The 16,014-nt window shown below is 71.8% G+C and carries 18 protein-coding genes; 12 read left to right on the forward strand and 6 right to left on the reverse strand.

What is annotated here, in order from left to right; translation table 11 throughout:
* Nucleotides 1-47: 47 nt before the first annotated feature.
* A complete protein-coding gene (locus tag ACQPZA_RS26530; RefSeq protein WP_433274813.1) occupies nt 48-395 on the forward strand; it encodes a UBP-type zinc finger domain-containing protein in 348 nt (115 codons plus the stop codon).
* An 81-nt stretch (nt 396-476) separates the two neighbouring features.
* Here ACQPZA_RS26530 and ACQPZA_RS26535 read toward each other — a convergent pair whose 3' ends face one another.
* Nucleotides 477-1,001 (reverse strand): glycosyltransferase, encoded by a 525-nt coding sequence (locus ACQPZA_RS26535; RefSeq protein ID WP_433274815.1) that lies wholly within the window; start codon nt 999-1,001, stop codon nt 477-479.
* 389 nt (nt 1,002-1,390) lie between these two features.
* On the opposite strand from ACQPZA_RS26535, the gene ACQPZA_RS26540 reads away from it, so the two are divergent.
* Nucleotides 1,391-2,392 carry a Gfo/Idh/MocA family protein gene (locus tag ACQPZA_RS26540; protein ID WP_433274817.1) on the forward strand — a complete coding sequence of 334 codons (1,002 nt, stop codon included), beginning with the start codon at nt 1,391-1,393 and terminating at the stop codon, nt 2,390-2,392.
* A gap of 8 nt (nt 2,393-2,400) precedes the next feature.
* On the opposite strand, the gene ACQPZA_RS26545 is transcribed toward ACQPZA_RS26540, so the two are convergent.
* Nucleotides 2,401-3,537 carry a glycoside hydrolase family 3 N-terminal domain-containing protein gene (locus ACQPZA_RS26545; protein WP_433274819.1) on the reverse strand — a complete coding sequence of 379 codons (1,137 nt, stop codon included), beginning with the start codon at nt 3,535-3,537 and terminating at the stop codon, nt 2,401-2,403.
* Nucleotides 3,538-3,714: 177 nt separating this feature from the next.
* Here ACQPZA_RS26545 and ilvA point away from each other — a divergent pair, with 177 nt between their 5' ends.
* Both ilvA and ACQPZA_RS26555 read left to right on the forward strand, forming a co-directional pair.
* Nucleotides 3,715-4,962 carry a threonine ammonia-lyase IlvA gene (gene ilvA, locus ACQPZA_RS26550; protein ID WP_433283003.1) on the forward strand — a complete coding sequence of 416 codons (1,248 nt, stop codon included), beginning with the start codon at nt 3,715-3,717 and terminating at the stop codon, nt 4,960-4,962.
* Between the two features lie 197 nt (nt 4,963-5,159).
* On the forward strand, nt 5,160-5,441 hold the full coding sequence (locus tag ACQPZA_RS26555) for a metal-sensitive transcriptional regulator (RefSeq protein ID WP_344015138.1): 282 nt from the start codon (nt 5,160-5,162) through the stop codon (nt 5,439-5,441).
* A 181-nt stretch (nt 5,442-5,622) separates the two neighbouring features.
* On the opposite strand, the gene ACQPZA_RS26560 is transcribed toward ACQPZA_RS26555, so the two are convergent.
* Nucleotides 5,623-6,210 (reverse strand): TetR/AcrR family transcriptional regulator, encoded by a 588-nt coding sequence (locus ACQPZA_RS26560; RefSeq protein WP_433274821.1) that lies wholly within the window; start codon nt 6,208-6,210, stop codon nt 5,623-5,625.
* Between the two features lie 55 nt (nt 6,211-6,265).
* On the opposite strand from ACQPZA_RS26560, the gene ACQPZA_RS26565 reads away from it, so the two are divergent.
* From ACQPZA_RS26565 to ACQPZA_RS26585, 5 genes are all read left to right on the forward strand, one after another.
* A complete protein-coding gene (locus ACQPZA_RS26565) occupies nt 6,266-7,408 on the forward strand; it encodes an acyl-CoA dehydrogenase family protein (protein WP_433274823.1) in 1,143 nt (380 codons plus the stop codon).
* A 9-nt stretch (nt 7,409-7,417) separates the two neighbouring features.
* Nucleotides 7,418-8,581: a sensor histidine kinase gene (locus ACQPZA_RS26570; RefSeq protein ID WP_433274825.1), complete on the forward strand. Its 1,164-nt coding sequence runs from the start codon at nt 7,418-7,420 to the stop codon at nt 8,579-8,581.
* On the forward strand, nt 8,578-9,183 hold the full coding sequence (locus ACQPZA_RS26575) for a response regulator transcription factor (protein WP_433274827.1): 606 nt from the start codon (nt 8,578-8,580) through the stop codon (nt 9,181-9,183). Before ACQPZA_RS26570 ends, ACQPZA_RS26575 begins: the two co-directional genes overlap by 4 nt.
* Nucleotides 9,184-9,421: 238 nt before the next feature.
* Nucleotides 9,422-10,297 carry a lysostaphin resistance A-like protein gene (locus ACQPZA_RS26580; RefSeq protein WP_433274829.1) on the forward strand — a complete coding sequence of 292 codons (876 nt, stop codon included), beginning with the start codon at nt 9,422-9,424 and terminating at the stop codon, nt 10,295-10,297.
* Nucleotides 10,298-10,356: 59 nt separating this feature from the next.
* Nucleotides 10,357-11,109 carry a class I SAM-dependent DNA methyltransferase gene (locus tag ACQPZA_RS26585; protein ID WP_433274831.1) on the forward strand — a complete coding sequence of 251 codons (753 nt, stop codon included), beginning with the start codon at nt 10,357-10,359 and terminating at the stop codon, nt 11,107-11,109.
* A gap of 50 nt (nt 11,110-11,159) precedes the next feature.
* Here the strand turns inward: ACQPZA_RS26585 and ACQPZA_RS26590 are convergent, their stop codons facing one another.
* Nucleotides 11,160-11,624: a nuclear transport factor 2 family protein gene (locus ACQPZA_RS26590; protein WP_433274833.1), complete on the reverse strand. Its 465-nt coding sequence runs from the start codon at nt 11,622-11,624 to the stop codon at nt 11,160-11,162.
* 182 nt (nt 11,625-11,806) lie between these two features.
* Between ACQPZA_RS26590 and ACQPZA_RS26595 the strand changes: the two genes are divergently transcribed.
* Nucleotides 11,807-12,340 carry a TetR/AcrR family transcriptional regulator gene (locus ACQPZA_RS26595; RefSeq protein ID WP_433274835.1) on the forward strand — a complete coding sequence of 178 codons (534 nt, stop codon included), beginning with the start codon at nt 11,807-11,809 and terminating at the stop codon, nt 12,338-12,340.
* Nucleotides 12,341-12,381: 41 nt separating this feature from the next.
* Here ACQPZA_RS26595 and ACQPZA_RS26600 read toward each other — a convergent pair whose 3' ends face one another.
* Nucleotides 12,382-13,611, reverse strand: a complete 1,230-nt coding sequence (locus ACQPZA_RS26600) for an MFS transporter (RefSeq protein ID WP_433274837.1) — start codon at nt 13,609-13,611, stop codon at nt 12,382-12,384.
* A gap of 146 nt (nt 13,612-13,757) precedes the next feature.
* On the opposite strand from ACQPZA_RS26600, the gene ACQPZA_RS26605 reads away from it, so the two are divergent.
* Nucleotides 13,758-14,366: a TetR/AcrR family transcriptional regulator gene (locus ACQPZA_RS26605; RefSeq protein WP_433274839.1), complete on the forward strand. Its 609-nt coding sequence runs from the start codon at nt 13,758-13,760 to the stop codon at nt 14,364-14,366.
* A gap of 4 nt (nt 14,367-14,370) precedes the next feature.
* On the forward strand, nt 14,371-15,372 hold the full coding sequence (locus ACQPZA_RS26610; protein WP_433274841.1) for a zinc-dependent alcohol dehydrogenase family protein: 1,002 nt from the start codon (nt 14,371-14,373) through the stop codon (nt 15,370-15,372).
* Nucleotides 15,373-15,410: 38 nt separating this feature from the next.
* Here the strand turns inward: ACQPZA_RS26610 and ACQPZA_RS26615 are convergent, their stop codons facing one another.
* A complete protein-coding gene (locus ACQPZA_RS26615) occupies nt 15,411-15,926 on the reverse strand; it encodes an N-acetyltransferase family protein (RefSeq protein WP_433274843.1) in 516 nt (171 codons plus the stop codon).
* Nucleotides 15,927-16,014: the final 88 nt, after the last annotated feature.

The raw sequence follows: 16,014 nt of genomic DNA on the forward strand, positions 1-16,014 counted from the left end.
GTGTCGGTCCATGATGGGCCCGTCGGGCCATCGAGAAGGAGTTGCGCATGTCCGCACCGAACGGGATCGACCTGGCTGTGCCACCCAGCGGCCCGGGGTGCGTGGAATGCGACCGGGACGGCGGCTGGTGGGTGCACCTGCGCCGGTGCGCCCAGTGCGGCCACGTCGGGTGCTGCGACACCTCGCCCCGACAGCACGCCACCGCGCACTTCCGCGCCACCGGACACCCGATCGTCCGCAGCTTCGAGCCCGGCGAGTCCTGGTACTGGGACTACAGCAGCAACGAGATGCTCGACGGCCCCGACCTGCCCGAACCCCAGCACCGGCCGGCGGACCAGACGGTCCCCGGCCCCCGCGACCGGGTCCCCGCGGACTGGCAGCAGTACATCCACTAGCGGCCCGGACGTTCAGGAAAGCCACTTTCCTGCCCTCTCCGGACCTGAAAGTGGCTTTCCTGAACCGGCGTGGGGGCCAGGTCAGGCCACCAGCGCGGTCAGGTCCGCCACCAACCGGTCGACGCCGGGCAGGCCGAGGATCCGGCGCTGGAAGCCGCGGGCCGCCAGGTGGAACGACGTGTCCTCCAGCACCTCGCGGCACGCCGCCGCGACCGTCGACGCGTCCACCCCGGTCGGGTCCAGCGCGACGGCCACGCATGCCTCGGCCAGCCGTTCCGCGTTGGCGGGCTGCTCCGCGAACAGCGGCACCGCGACCATCGGAACTCCCGCGGCCAGCGCTTCGCGGACGCTGTTCAACCCGGCGTGGGTGAGGAACAGGTCGCAGGCGGGGAGCAGCAGCCGCTGCTGCACGAACGAGGTCAGGTGCACGTTGGCCGGCCGTGGACCGGTCCAGTCGGACGGGTCGAGGCCGCGCCCGAGTGCCACCACCGCGATGCAGGGAAAGGTGCCGAGGGCCTCGACGATGCGGGGCAGCGGCGACGACTCGGGCGCCGGCGCGACCCCGGTGCTGCTGCCCAGGGCGGCCAGCACGAGCGGCCGGTCCACCGGGAGGCGACGATCGCCGGGTCGAGCACCTCGGGGGCCGCGTCGGGCGCCCGGTACGAGCGCACCGTGGCGCGGATGTCGTCCGGGTACCACGACTCGGGCAGCCAGCTGATCCCCGGCTCAGGCAGCAGCCCCGCCAGCCCGTCGAGCGGAGGCAGGTGGGAGTACACAGGCTGGCTCGTCAGTAGAACGCGCACGGCACCCCCGAGGTCGTGACTGCGCGAACATAACCCACCGGAAAAGCGCGTCCGTTTTCGCGCGGATTGCGCCGCGCAACCCCCGGGAGAGGTTCAGGAAAGCCACTTTCCTGCCCTCTCCGGACCTGAAAGTGGCTTTCCTGAACCTGGGGTGGGGCCGAGCCGCATCTGCCGCCGGGGCAGGATCTAGCCGTGAAACCTCTTCGGATCGGCGTTCTCGGTGCTGCCCGCATCGCCGAGGCCTCCATCGTCGCCCCCGCCCGCCTCACCGGCACCAGGCTCGTGGCCGTCGCCGCGCGCGACCGCACCAGGGCCGAGGCGTTCGCCATCACCCACGACGTGGAGCGGGTGCTCGACTCCTACGCCGACGTGCTCGCCGACCCGGAGGTCGAGGCCGTCTACAACCCGCTCGCCAACGGTCTGCACGGGCCGTGGAACCTCGCCGCGGTGGCGGCGGGCAAGCACGTCCTCACCGAGAAGCCGTCGGCCAGCGACGCCGGCGAGGCGCGGGAGGTGCGGGACGCCGCCGCACGTGCCGGGGTGATCGTGATGGAGGCGTTCCACTACCTCTACCACCCGGTCACCCGCCGGCTGCTGGAGGTGCTCGCGTCCGGTGAGATCGGAGAGCTTCAGCGGGTGGAGGTCGACATGATGATCCCCGCGCCGGCCGACACCGACCCGCGCTGGTCCTTCCCGCTCGCCGGTGGGGCGCTCATGGACGTCGGCTGTTACGGCCTGCACCTGCACCGCGCTCTCGCCCCGTGGGCGGGCGGGGAGCCGTACCTGACCGGCGCCGACGGAGCGGAGCGCGCCGGGCACCCCGGCGTGGACGAGTGGGTCGACGCCGAACTGGAGTTCCCCGGGGGTGCCACGGGCACCATGCGCTGCTCGATGGCGGCCGACGACATCCGCATGACCGCCCGGCTCGTCGGGAGCCGCGGGGAGGTGAGCGCGTTCAACTTCGTGCTCCCGCACCGCGACGACCGTGTGCTGGTGACGGTCGACGGCGTCGAGCGGCTGGAGGAGCTGGGCAGGCGCCCGTCCTACGCCTACCAGCTCGAGGCGTTCACCGCGGCCGTGCGCGACGGCGCGCCGCTGCCCACCGGCGCCGACGACGCCGTGACGACGGCCGAGCTGATCGACGCCTGCTACGAGGCGGCGGGCTTCGACCTGCGCCCCCGCACCCGGCTGTGACGGGAGGGCTACCGGAGGCCGGCGCGTAGCGCGTCGATCCTGGCCAGCGCGGCCTGGGAGGCACCCTGCTGGAGCTTCCCGTCGGACAGCGCGGTGGCCAGGGCGGCCGCCGCGTCGTCGCCCTGCTGGACGTTGCGCGACCCGGTCAGGATCAGGTCGGCGCCCGCCTGCGCGGCGAGCACCGCGCGGTTGCCGGTGGCGCCGTAGGCCTTCAGCGCACCGGCCTCCAGCGCGTCGCTGATCGTCACCCCCGTGAAGCCGGTACGGGACCGCAGCTCCTGCTGCACCACGGGCGACAGACCGGCCGGCCGCGTGGGGTCCAGCGCGGGGTAGACCGCCCAGGACAGCATGACGAGCTTCGCCCCGGCCGAGACCGACTGCCGGTAGGGCGCCTCGTCCACGTTCCGCAGGGTGTCGAGCGGGACGGGCAGGGTGACCGGCCGCAGGTCGGTGTTCTCGGCCGCGGCCGCGGGGCCGAGGCCCGGGAAGTGCTTGACGGTCGCGGCCACGCCTTCGGCCTGCTGCGCCTTCACGTAGTCGGCGCCGAGCCGCCCGACGAGGGCGGGGTTCTGGCTGAACGACCGCTGGACCTGGTCCATCAGGTCCCCCGATGCGTGATAGACGTCCAGCACCGGCGCCAGGTTGACGTTCAGCCCCATGCCGGAGAGGTCCTGGCCCGCACTGCGCCCGTCCGCCGACGCTCCCGAGTCAGGGTCGGCGGACTGCCCGACGGCCTTGAGCGACGCCGCGGGACCGCCGGGGAGGCGGCGGACCTTCCCGCCCTCCTGGTCGGTCATCAGCAGCAGCGGTCCCTTCAGCGGGCTCTTCGCGGCCGCGTCGCGCAACTGGCGCACCACCCCGGTGATCTGCTTCGGGGTGGACACGTTGTCGCTGAAGAAGATCACGCCGCCGGCCTCGCCTGCCCGGATCCTGTCGAGCAGGGCCTGCGGCGGCACCAGCCCGGGATAGGAGTAGATGATGCGCTGGCCCGCGGCCTGCCGTGGGGTCAGCGGGGCCACCGGAGGCGCCGAGGTCACCGGCGCCGCCGACGCGACCGGTGTCGCCGAGGCCACCGGGCGGGCCGAGTTGTCGGCGGCATTCGCTGATCCGTTGGTGGCCCCGCACGCCGTGGCTCCGCACATCATGAGAGGCAGAATTCCGGCATACCACCAGGACCGTCGAAAATGCCGCACCCGGTTCCCCGCTTTCCTCGTTTGCATTGGTAACGAACGCCGGGAAGTGTAGGTCGACGACGACTTCCGGTCCGCATGTGACGCCGTCGACCGGACCCTCCGAACACGGTCGGCCGCAGAAGGGGGAGTATCGACCAGGTGTTCTCCGCTTCCGACGTCGACGCCGCTGCCGCCAGGCTCACCGGCGTCGCCCTCCAGACCCCGCTGCACCACAACGAGCGCCTGACCGCCGCCACCGGCTGCCAGGTGTGGCTCAAGCGCGAGGATCTGCAGGTCGGACGCTCGTACAAGCTCCGCGGTGCCTACAACCTCCTGGCCCAGCTCGACGACGCCGAGCGCGCCGCGGGTGCGGTGTGCGCCAGCGCGGGCAACCACGGGCAGGGCGTGGCGTACGCCTGCCGGCAGCTGGGCATCCGCGGCCGGGTGCACGTCCCGAGCACGACGCCGCGCCAGAAGCGTGAGCGCATCGCGGCGCTCGGCGGCGACAGCGTGGAGCTGGTGGTGGGCGGGGAGACCTACGACGAGGCAGCGGCGGCCGCGGCCGACCACGCCCTCCGTACCGGCGCCACCGTCGTCCCGGCCTTCGACGACGTGCGCACGATCGCCGGGCAGGGCACCGTCGGCATCGAGATCGTGGCGCAGCTGGGCCGCGCGCCCGAGGTCCTCGTCGTGCCCGTGGGCGGCGGCGGGCTGCTCGCCGGGGTCGGGGGCTGGTTCGCGGCCCACCACCCCGAGGTCCGGATCGTCGGCGTCGAGCCCGCCGGCGCGGCGAGCATGGCCGCGGCACTGGCCGCCGGGGGGCCGACGACGCTGCCCGAGCTGGACACGTTCGTCGACGGTGCCGCGGTCCGCCGGGTCGGGGACGTCAGCTTCCCGCTGGCCCGCGCCTGCGGTGCGGAGTTCGTGAGCGTCGCCGAGGGCCGGGTGTGCACGGAGATGCTCGACCTCTACCAGGTCGACGGCATCATCGCCGAACCCGCGGGTGCGCTGGCCACGGCCGCCCTCGACGGGCTCGACCTGCGTCCCGACGACACCGTCGTCTGCCTGCTCTCGGGCGGCAACAACGACGTGAGCCGCTACTCCGAGGTCGTCGAGCGCTCGCTGGTGCACCGCGGGCTGAAGCACTACTTCCTCGTCGAGTTCCCGCAGGAGCCGGGCGCGCTGCGTCGCTTCCTCGACGAGGTGCTCGGCCCCGACGACGACATCGTCCTGTTCGAGTACATCAAGCGCGACAACCGCGAGACCGGCGCCGCCCTCTGCGGCATCGAGCTGTCCGAACGCGACGGGTACGAGTCGCTGTGGAAGCGGATGGAGGCGAGCCCGCTGAAGATCCAGCTGGTGGCGCCGGGCACCACCGCATACCGCTTCCTGGTCTGACGCCGGCGGCCGCCGGCTCACCCGGCCGGGTCAAAGCGAAACGGTCCGTCTCATATTGCAACGTCCAGACCCGTGACGTGGGCATACCTCGTGCGGTACGAACAGAGTGCGGGTCGGCGGCCGCGGGACCGAGGGGGGTTCCGCGGCCGCGGACACGCTCCTGGTTCAGTACCCCCAGGGGGTGTTAACCTCGACACATGGCCAGCTACAGCAGCGACAAGGACGCCTACCTCAAGCGGCTGCGCCGCATCGAGGGGCAGATCCGGGGGCTGCAGCGGATGGTCGAGGAGGACAAGTACTGCATCGACGTCCTCACCCAGGTCGCCGCGGCCACCAAGGCACTGCAGGCGTTCTCCCTGGAACTGCTCGACGAACACCTCGCCACCTGCGTCGTGCAGGCCGCGGCCGCCGGCGGCGAGGAGGCCGACCAGAAGGTGCGCGAGGCGTCCGACGCCATCGCCCGGCTCGTCCGCTCCTGACCCGCCCCCGAACCCGCGCGAGCGCCCGAATCCCGCGCGCGAGTCGCCCGGTTTACGCCCGCGAGTCGCCCCTTCTGCGCCCGCGAGTCGCCCGGATCCCGCCCGCGAGTCGCCCCCTTCCGCGCGTGTCGCCCCACACCCGTCATGTCGCCCCGGCCGCGCCGCGCACCAGATGTCGCGGTCAGGGGACGCCGAGCCCGTGCAGCAGGAGTTCGGCCAGCCGGGCGTAGGCGTCGGCGTCGTCCAGACCGGTGGCCGCGGCCACCTGCCGCTGCTGGATGCGCACCATCACCGACGTGACGACGTCCGCCACGAACCCGGTGTGCACGTTGCGGAACGCTCCGGCCGCCACCCCTTCGTCGACGAGCTGCTGCACCCGCCGGGCGGCGGCGCGGGTGTTGCGCGCGTACACCTCTGCGGCGGGCGGGAAGCCCGCGACGTCCTCCACGAACCGCGCGGACGCCGGGGCGAGCTCGATGGCGACCGCACCGAGGTACCTGCCCACGCGCCGGCTCGGGTCACCCTCCGCGGCGACGGCGGCCTCGACACGCTCGGTCGCCCCCCGGAAGAAGTGCACCACCGCGGCCCGCACCAGCTGTTCCTTGCTCCCGGCCAGCGCGTAGAGGGTGCGCTTGGAGCAGTGCAGGCGCGCGGCGAGGTCGTCGAGCGTGAGGTGCGCGAAGCCCTCGGCCAGCAGCAGCCCCACGAGCTCGTCGAACAGCTGCTCCCTGCGAGCGGCACCGCGCCGGACGGGGACGGGGGTCGACATGACGGCTACTCTAGACGGTACTGAAGTCTTCTACTCAGTACCGTTAGGAGCTCGGATGGCCGTCGACCGACTGCTTCCCACCCAGGAGGCCGAGGACCTGCTCGCGCTCACGCGCGAGATCGCCGACAAGGAGCTCGCCACCCGCGTCGAGCAGCACGAGCGCGCCGAGACCTACCCGGACGGCCTGTTCGCGACGCTCGGCGAGGCCGGCCTGCTCGGCTTGCCCTACGCGGAGGAGCTCGGCGGGGGCGGCCAGCCCTACGAGGTCTACCTGCAGGTCCTGGAGGAGCTCGCGGCCCGGTGGGCGGCCGTCGCCGTGGCGGTGAGCGTGCACGGGCTCTCGTGCTTCCCGCTCGCCAGCTTCGGGTCGCCCGCGCAGCAGGAGCGCTGGCTGCCGCACATGCTCGCCGGGGAGATGGTCGGTGGGTACAGCCTGTCGGAGCCGCAGGCCGGCTCCGACGCCGCCGCGCTCGCCTGCCGGGCGGTGAAGGTCGACAACGGCTACCGCATCACCGGCACGAAGGCGTGGATCACCCACGGCGGGAAGGCCGACTTCTACGCGCTCTTCGCCCGCACCGCCGACGGCCCTCGCGGGGTCTCGTGCTTCCTCGCGCCGGGAGCCGCCGATGGTCTGTCGTTCGGCAGGCCGGAGGAGAAGATGGGCCTGCACGCCATCCCCACCACCACCGCCCACTGGGACGGCGCCGTGCTCGACGCCGAACGGCTGGTGGGAACCGAGGGCCAGGGTCTGCAGATCGCGTTCGCGGCCCTCGACTCGGGCCGGCTCGGGATCGCCGCGGTCGCCACCGGCCTCGCCAGAGCCGCCCTCGACACCGCAGTGGCCTACGCCAACGAGCGCACCACGTTCGACAAGAAGATCATCGACCACCAGGGCCTCGGGTTCCTGCTCGCCGACATGGCCGCCGCCGTCGACTCGGCCCGCGCCACCTACCTCGACGCCGCCCGCCGCCGTGACGCCGGGCGGGACTACAGCAGGCAGGCGAGCGTCGCGAAGCTCGTGGCCACCGACGCCGCGATGAAGGTCACCACCGACGCCGTGCAGGTGCTCGGCGGCTACGGCTACACCCGCGACTTCCCGGTGGAGCGCTACATGCGGGAAGCCAAGATCATGCAGATCTTCGAGGGCACCAACCAGATCCAGCGGCTGGTGATCGCCCGCTCTCTGGCCAGGGGTTAGATCGAGCACGTGGGCGATGGGTCGGCGGCCGGCGCGCGACGGTTCGAGACCTACGCGCGCTGGTCCACGTACGGCGCCGTCTCGACCCCGGTCGTCACCCTCCTCGGTGGAGCGATGAGTGCCGACGGACTCGTCGGGGCGCACCTCGTCGTGTTCCTGGTGGCCGTCGCGCTCGCGCTCACCCTCGTCACCGGGAACATCCTCGTCAGCCGGTGGAGCTTCGACGTGCTCGGCGGCCGCGCCCGGCGGTTCGGCGCCGGTGGTGCCATCGCCTGGGGGCTCGCCCTCGTGGCGCTCGTCGCCGCGACCCTCCTGGTTCCGATACCCGCGATGGGCGTGACGGCCGCGGCGGCGATCGGGTCGGTCGGCGCGAGTGTCGTGCCTGTGCTCGACGCGCGACGCGCGCTCGTCCTCAACGCGGCGATCCTCGCCCTGGCCGTCCCGCTCGTCGGCGCGAACATCCCGCTCCTCGTCGTCGAGGCGGTGGTGATCAGCGTCATCCTGTGGGCGTCGTGGTCGAGCGCGTGGACGCTGCGGGTCCTGCGTGAGCTGCAGAGGGCGCACGAGGATCGGGCCGCCCTCGCGCTCGCCAACGAGCGTCTGCGCATCTCGCGCGACCTCCACGACGTGTTCGGCCGCACCCTCGCGACGATCGCGGTCAAGAGCGAGCTCGCGTCGGAGCTCGTTCGCCGCGGCAGCGACGACAAGGCCGCCGACGAGATCACCGGCGTCCGGCGGCTCGCCGAGGAGGCGGGCAGCGAGGTCCGTCGCGTCGTGCGCGGCGAGCTCCGCGCAACCTGGGACGGCGAGATCTCGGGCGCGCGTTCGCTGCTCGGCTCCGCCGGCATCCGCTGCACGGTGACCGGCGACCCGGTGCCCGAGGAGTGCGCCGAGGCGCTCGCGCAGGTCGTCCGCGAGGGCGTCACCAACGTGCTGCGCCACTCGGCGGCGACGCAGGTCACGCTCACGACGGCGAGGCAGGTCGGGCAGGTCGTCCTCACGATCGCGAACGACGGGGCCGACCCCGCCGGAGATGGACCCGACACCGGCACGGGACTGCGCGCGATGTCCGAGCGGATCCGAGCGCTCGGCGGGCACACCGCAACGCGCCGCGACGGGGACCGGTTCCTGCTCGAGGCCGCGGTCCCGGTCCCGGCGGGAGACCGAGCGTGATCCGCATCCTCCTCGCCGACGACGAACGGCTCATCCGCGACGCCATCGCCGGACTGCTCGACCTCGACGACGACTTCGAGGTCGTCGGGCAGGCGGCGTCCGGTGACGAGGCGATCGCGACGGCGCTCCGGCTCCGTCCCGATGTGGCCCTGCTCGACCTGCAGATACCCGGGCCCGACGGCATCGAGGTGGCCCGACGGCTCGCGACCGAGCTGCCGGACTGCCGCTGCGTCATCGTGACGTCGCACGGTCGTCCGGGCTACCTGAAGTCGGCACTCGCTGCGGGCGTGCGCGGCTTCCTGCCGAAGACCGTCTCCTTCCCGACCCTCGCCCACGTCGTGCGGAAGGTCGCGGCCGGTGGCCGGTACGTCGACCCCGAGCTCGCGGCCGAGGCGATCGGCGCGGGCGACTCCCCGCTCACTCCGCGCGAGACCGATGTCCTCGCCTTCGCGCGCGACGGCGCGCCCGTCGAGGAGATCGCGCAACGGGTCTCGCTCTCGCGCGGCACCGTGCGCAACCACCTCGCCGCCGCCATCGGGAAGCTCGGCGCTGCGAACCGGCACGAGGCGGCTCGCATCGCCGCCGAGCACGGCTGGATATGACCGAGGCCGCACCCCCATGGCAGATGTCATGCCCGTTCCGGGCAGATCGCCGACCGGCTCATGATCGACGACACTGCCGTGGCGGCGATTCCCGGACAATGCTGGAGGAATGCATTCCAGCTCCCCGGCATTCGGCTCGGACTCCCTTTCCCCCGACACCGCGCCGATCGTCTCCCCCGGCCCGTCACAGCATCGCCGCCGTCCGCGACCGATCCCGCCGGGAATTCCTTACCACCGCGTGCTGGCCGGGGAGAAGCGCCGTGTCGGACGCGGCATTCTGGCCCTCGTGCTGCTGCTCGTCGGGCTGTTCGGCATCGGCGGCGTCCTCACCGCTCTCGGCTCCGCCGTCGACCAGGCGCTGGGCCGGGTCAACCCGATCGCGGGCGGTACGGATTTCACGCCCGTCTTCCACGGCGCGAACCTCATCTCGATCGCGCTGATGACTCCCTGGAGCATGGCCATCCAGCGCTGGCTCTACGGGGTGCAGGGGTCGTCGCTGCATTCCGTGCTGTCCGTGTTCCGGCTCGCCGCGTTCGGTCGGGCCGCGCTCACCCTCGTGCCGATCTGGGTGCTCTACATGACCGGGTTCTTCCTGCTCTCCCCGTACACGGAAGGGTCGTGGCAGTTCTCCGACCTGATCGCCGTATTCGTCGTCACGCTCCTCCTGTCGCCCCTGCAGTCAGCGGGCGAGGAGTACGGCTACCGCGGGCTGGCGTTCCGGGTGGCTGCGAGCTGGGGCCGCGGGGCCCGGACCGCGCTGGTGCTCGGGCTGGCCGTGTCGAGCGTCCTGTTCGCGGCCATCCACATGTCCGGCGACCCGTGGCTGAACCTCTACTACCTCACCCTCGGCGTCACGTTCGGCCTGATCACCTGGCGGACGGGCGGCCTGGAGACGTCGACCGTCATCCACGCGGCCAACAACACGCTCGCGTACCTGTTCATGATCGTCACGCACGCCGACCCACTCGCCGGCTCGGATCGCTCGGCCGGGGCCGGGTCGATCGTGATGCTCATCCCCTGCGTCCTGCTCATCGCGGTCACCGCCGTCATCTGGGCACGCACGCGGCGGACCGGTCCGGCCCTGACACCGGGCAACAGTCCGTCCACCCGGTGATCGGCGGCGGCCGGAAACCCGATGGACGATCCACGTGCTCCGTCGCCATGGTGGGCACCGTGCGGGAGGACATCTGGGACGTCGAGGTCGCTCGTCGTTACGACACGCCCGGGACCGGCATGTTCGCCCCGGAGGTCCTCGGGCCGACCGTCGACCGGCTCGCGGAGCTCGCCGGTGGTGGGCGGGCGTTGGAGCTCGCGATCGGGACCGGCCGCGTGGCCGTGCCGCTCGCCGAGCGGGGGGTGCCCGTCACCGGCATCGAGCTGTCACGTCCCATGGCCGACCGGCTGCGGACGAAGGTGGACGAGGCGACGATCCCGGTGGTCATCGGCGACATGGCCTCCGCAGTCGCCCCCGGCTCCTACACGCTGGTCTACCTCGTGTTCAACACGATCTCGAACCTGCTCACCCAGGCCGAACAGGTCGCCTGCTTCCGCAACGCGGCCCGCCACCTCACCCCCGGTGGCCGGTTCGTGATCGAGCTCTGGGTGCCCGAGCTGCGGGCGCTCCCCCCGGGCCGGGAGGCGACGGTCTGGCACAACGAGCCCGGCTACATCGGGCTCGACACCTACGACGTCCAGAACCAGCACGTCGTGTCGCACCACTTCCGGTTCTCCGACGGCAGGCAAGCGGAGCTGTTCCGCAGCCCGCACCGCTACATCTGGCCCGGCGAGCTCGACCTCATGGGCCAGCTCGCCGGCTTCGAGCTGGAGTCGCGCCACGCGGACTGGGCCGGGTCGGAGTTCACGGCCGAGTCCCGCTCCCACGTGTCGGTCTACCGGCTCCCGCCGCAGGAGTCCGGGCGACCGTGACGGCGGTCTCGGGCAGAGCGCGGCGACGGTGACGGGGCGCCGTGCGCGTTCTATCGATCCCGTCTAATGGCCGCCGCGACCGCCAGAATGTTGACGTAGTCGCGCAGACGGACGATCTGCCCGTCGCGCACGGTGAGCACAACGATGTTGGGAAGCGCGAACTCACCGGTGAATGGGCTGACCCCGAGAGCCTCCTGCTCGACGATGATCGTTTCCGGGTCGTCGGTGTCGTGGATGGCCTGGGTGCGGTAGCGCTCATATCTGAGCGGGTAGGCCTTCCACCCTGCGGCGATCCAGTTCACGATTTCGTCCCGCCCGACGAGCCTGGACGGCACGCCTGGGGGCGTGAACGGAAACTCATGGACCGCGTCCTCTGCGTACACGCGGCTCATCTCATCGGCGGACTGGTGGACAGCGGCCTGGCGGAGACGCTCCAGAACCTCACGCGCACCAGCTTCTTGCGCGCCGAGCGCCAGGTGGTCGGTGGTGACCCGACCTTCTTCCGACGTCGCCATCAGGGCGGCCCTCCATGCTCCGGGTGGGTCATTCCACTAAAGTGAGACACGGTCCGGTTAGATGGGCACGGTACCGGACCGTGTCCCCGGTTGGGAAGGATGGCCTGGTCGCGTTGGCAGGTCCCGATCCGCGGTCACATCCCGAACGCCCGAGGCGTGCAGACGCCCGGCGCAACCACGGGTTGCTGGTCGAGCAGGCGCGAATCGCGTTCGCCGAGTTCGGCGTGGACGCGTCATTGGACGAGATCGCCCGGCGGGCCGGGGTTGCCAGCGGCACGCTGTACCGGCATTTCCCCACTCGCCTGGATCTCATAGAGGCGGTGCTCGCCGGGCAGATAGCCGAGCTGATCGACCGTGGTCGTGAACTGCTGACGGCCGAGGACGAGTTCGACGCTCTGGCCACGTGGTTGCGCGCTGCGCTGACCCACGCCCTGACCTATCGAGGTCTGTCGGCCGCGGTGATGAGTTCGGCGCTCGACCACGAGAACGGCGTGGTGTCGACCTGGCATGCGGAGCTGTTCGCGGTGGGGGCCGCCTTGTTGGCGCGGGCGCGGGAATCCGGTGTGGTCGTCGCCGATGCGGATGAAACGGATGTGCTGAAGATGGTGGGCGCTATCGCCTGGGCCACCCAGGACACCCTGGACAGCTCAGCTCGAGCCGACCGCTTGCTCGCCCTGCTCATGAACGGACTGCGCCACCGCGGCAGCCGGCTGTGACCAGACCTGGCCGGTGAGCCGACACCCGTCCCGGAGCGCCTCTACCGAGCTGGCCTTCTCATGGTCGCGAGGAGAACGGGGAGGGCACCGAGAAGGGCGAGACCCCGGATCGCGCCCGCGATGGGGTACGGGGCGCGCAGACCCACCTTCTCGGCCACCAGGCCACCCGCCAGCGCTCCGAGCGGGATCAAGCCCCAGCCGATCATCCGGTAGGCGCTGTTGACGCGCCCGCGCAGGTCATCGGGTACCTGTTGCTGGCGCAGGCTCAGGGTGAGCACGCTCCAGATCGTGGTGGCGAAACCACCGAGCGCCAGCAGGACGGCGAGGACCACGAGATCGGGCGCGATGCCCGTGACTACGAAGATCAGCGCGTTCGCCGCGAGGGACGCCAGCAACGCGGGCAACGTGCCCGACCAGGCCACCAGGCGCTCGCTGACCACGCCCCCGATCGCGCCCCCGACGGCCGCGGCGGTCAGGAGCACGCCGAAGCCACCGGCGGTGACGTGCAGGGTCTGCGTGGCGAGCAGGACCAGGGTCGAGGTGCCCATCGCGTAGCAGAAGGTGTTGACGGCCAGGAGCACCGCGAGGGTGCGCAACTGGCGGTGGCGCAGCAGCCAGCGCAGCCCGTCCCTGATCGCGGTGTGCATCGGTGCATGCTCGGCCGCTGATCGCCGCCCCGGAGGCAGCGCGGCGATGAGGGCGGCGGAGCCCAGGAAGGACACGGCGTTCAGCGCGAACGGTGCGGCGGCCGTGACTGCGAACAGGAAGCTGCCCGCCGGTGGGCCGAGGAACTGCTGCCCCGTGTTGGTCACCGTGTTCTGGTAGCCGTTGGCCCGGTTCAGCAAGGATCCCGGAACGATCTCGGGCAGCATCGCCTGCGCGGCGTTGCCGAAAACGACGTCACACGCCCCGAGCAGGAACGCCATCGCCGCGAGCAGGGCCACGTGCATCTCGCCGGTGGCGACGAGGATCGCCGCGACGGTCACGACCGCTGCCTGCGCGAGCTGCGAACACACCATCAGCCGCTTCCGGTCGTGGCGGTCGACCAGCGCGCCGGCGGGCAGGGAGAAGATCAGCCACGGCAGGTAAGCGGCTGCCGATACCGCCGCCACCAGCACGGGGGTAGGGGCCAACTGCACCGCCAGCAGGGGCACCGCCGTGACGAACGCACCGTCGCCCACGTTGTCGATCGCACCGGCCCACCACAGCCGCCAGTACGGCGTCGGGAGCCGGCCCTTCACCTCCGTCGTGGCCGCCTTCTCCGCCGTCACAACCCGCAGCCCGTCGCCATGGAGATCGAGTAGAACGTATGTTCGAGTGGCGGTCAAGCCGCCGGGCCTCCACCCCGGACAGGAGACGAGCGTCACCCGACACTCTTAATCGAACGTACTAGTCTGTTCGATTAAGGAGGTGCGCCATGGTGACACGGACCAGGAAGACCAACACCGAGGAGAAGATCCTCGCGACGGCGGCCGAGCTCTTCTACGCCAACGGGCTGCGCGGGGTGGGCATCGACCAGGTGATCGCGGAGTCCGGCGTCGCCAAGTCGACCCTGTACGTGCACTTCCGCACGAAGGACGAGCTCGTCGCGAGGTACCTGCGCAGGACGGACGACTCCTGGATGGCACAGCTGCAGGCCGCGGCGCAGCGCGCCGGGGACGATGCCGGAGCTCAGCTCGTCGGGCTCTTCGATGCCCTCCTCGACGCCTTCGACCGGCACGGCTTCTTCGGATGCCCGTTCGTCAGCGCCGCGGTCGAGACCGGGCTCGGTTCGGAGGCGCGGGCGATCACCGTGCAGCACACGCAACGTCGCCAGGCCTGGCTCACCGAGCTCGGCGCAGCGGCAGGCGCGGAGGATCCGGGCTCGCTCGCCCGGCACATCGGGCTCCTGATCGACGGTGCTCTCGCCTCCGGCCGGCTGCTGCAGGACCGCGCGGTCGTGGACGAGGCGAAGGCCGCGGCGCGCCTGCTCGTGGCGGGACACACCTCCCGGCAGAACCGATCAACGACACAAGAGACGAGGTAGCGCCATGCGCGCCGCACTGTTGGAAGAGTTCGGTAGTCCGCTCACCCTGGGCGAGATCGAGAAGCCGGTCGCCGGTCCGGGCGAGGTTCTGGTGAGGGTGGCAGCGAGTGGCGTCAACCCGCTGGACCTGAAGCTCACTGCAGCAACGGCCGCCCGGGGCGGTGCGACGCAGGGCCGCCCGACCCGGTTGCCCGCCGTGCTCGGCATGGACCTCGCGGGAGTGGTCGAGGAGATCGGCGCCGGTGTCACCGGCTTCGCCCCTGGCGACGAGGTGTTCGGGCTGACCGGTGGCATCAGGGACCTCCAGGGATCACTCGCCGAGTACGTCGCCGTGGACGCCGCGTTCCTGGCTCGCAAGCCGGCGTCGTTGAGCCTGCGGGAGTCGGCGGCGCTCCCGCTGGTCGCGATCACCTCATGGGAAGCCCTCGTGGACAGGGCGCAGGTGCACGCCGGTCAGAAGGTGCTGGTGCATGCCGGCGCCGGCGGCGTCGGGCACGTCGCCGTCCAGATCGCCCGGGCCCGCGGCGCCGAGGTCTTCGCCACCGGGTCGGCCGGCAAGCTGGCGGTCATCGAACGCCTCGGCGCCACCCCGATCGACTACACCACCACCCCGGTGGAGGAGTACGTCACGCAGTACACCGGCGGCGAGGGGTTCGACGTCATCCTCGACACCATCGGCGGAACGACGCTCGATGCGTCCTTCCCGGCGGTGCGCACCTACACCGGGCACGTGGTGAGCGTGCTGGGCTGGGGCGCCCACGACCTCACGCCCCTGTCCCTGCGGGGCGCCACCTACTCCGGCGTCTTCACGCTGGCGCCGATGCTGACCGGACGAGGACGCACGAACCACGGCGAGATCCTGCGTGACGTCGCCGCGCTGGTCGACACCGGAGCGCTGCGGCCCGTGCTCGACCCCCGGCGGTTCACCCTCGAGACCGCGGCCGACGCCCACGCCGCGATGGGCAGCGGCACGGCCTCCGTCAAGGTGGTGGTCGACGTGAGCTGACGGGCCGTGGCGAGTCCACCGGCCGTGAGCGGTGAGGGTCAGGTGACAGTCGGCGCCGGTTGCAGCGGTTTCGCCATCTGCTGGGACGTGACCTCGTAGCCGAGGCTGCGATAGAGCCCGATCGCCGCGGTGTTCCTCCCGAAGACGTTCAGCTCCAGCCGCCGGACGCCCAGCCCGAGCAGCTCCTCCTCGGCGGCGAGCAGGATGGCCCGGCCGTAGCCGTTGCCCCGGTACTCGGGGTGGACGGTGACGAAGAAGACCCAGGCCGCCTCCGGGCGGTCCGGCGGGGCGGGCAGAGCGCTCCAGATGTGGCCGACCGGCTGGTCGGCGACCCACGCGGTGCGGAACAGCATGCCGGGCGTCTCCAGAGCTCGGGGCAGCACCTCCTCGATCTTGCGCGCGGCCTCTTCCCGGGCGTCGGAGAGGGAGATCCGCCGGGCCTCGGCGACGCCTCCTGCGTGGCTCTCGAGCACGAGCAGGCGGATGGCGGCGTACTCGTCCGCAGTCGCCGGCTCGAGCCGCACGAGCGGCGTCTCCCGGTGGTGGCGACTCATCGGTTCACCGGCTGGGTGATCACGCCTCGATCATGCCCCGCCCGAGCCAGGCCCGTCGTCGTTCGGGTGGAGGGCCTTCTCAGACACC

This window comes from Pseudonocardia xinjiangensis, from assembly GCF_050948425.1.
GTDB classification, from domain to species: domain Bacteria; phylum Actinomycetota; class Actinomycetes; order Mycobacteriales; family Pseudonocardiaceae; genus Pseudonocardia; species Pseudonocardia xinjiangensis.

Bases quoted from the DNA above. Each gene is read 5' to 3' on its own strand.
- ACQPZA_RS26530 (WP_433274813.1), top strand. From the start codon at position 48: ATGTCCGCACCGAACGGGATCGACCTGGCTGTGCCACCCAGCGGCCCG.
- ACQPZA_RS26545 (WP_433274819.1), bottom strand. From the start codon at position 3,537: ATGATGTGCGGAGCCACGGCGTGCGGGGCCACCAACGGATCAGCGAAT.
- ACQPZA_RS26555 (WP_344015138.1), top strand. From the start codon at position 5,160: ATGGCCAGCTACAGCAGCGACAAGGACGCCTACCTCAAGCGGCTGCGC.
- ACQPZA_RS26560 (WP_433274821.1), bottom strand. From the start codon at position 6,210: ATGTCGACCCCCGTCCCCGTCCGGCGCGGTGCCGCTCGCAGGGAGCAG.
- ACQPZA_RS26565 (WP_433274823.1), top strand. From the start codon at position 6,266: ATGGCCGTCGACCGACTGCTTCCCACCCAGGAGGCCGAGGACCTGCTC.
- ACQPZA_RS26590 (WP_433274833.1), bottom strand. From the start codon at position 11,624: ATGGCGACGTCGGAAGAAGGTCGGGTCACCACCGACCACCTGGCGCTC.
- ACQPZA_RS26605 (WP_433274839.1), top strand. From the start codon at position 13,758: ATGGTGACACGGACCAGGAAGACCAACACCGAGGAGAAGATCCTCGCG.
- ACQPZA_RS26610 (WP_433274841.1), top strand. From the start codon at position 14,371: ATGCGCGCCGCACTGTTGGAAGAGTTCGGTAGTCCGCTCACCCTGGGC.
- ACQPZA_RS26615 (WP_433274843.1), bottom strand. From the start codon at position 15,926: ATGAGTCGCCACCACCGGGAGACGCCGCTCGTGCGGCTCGAGCCGGCG.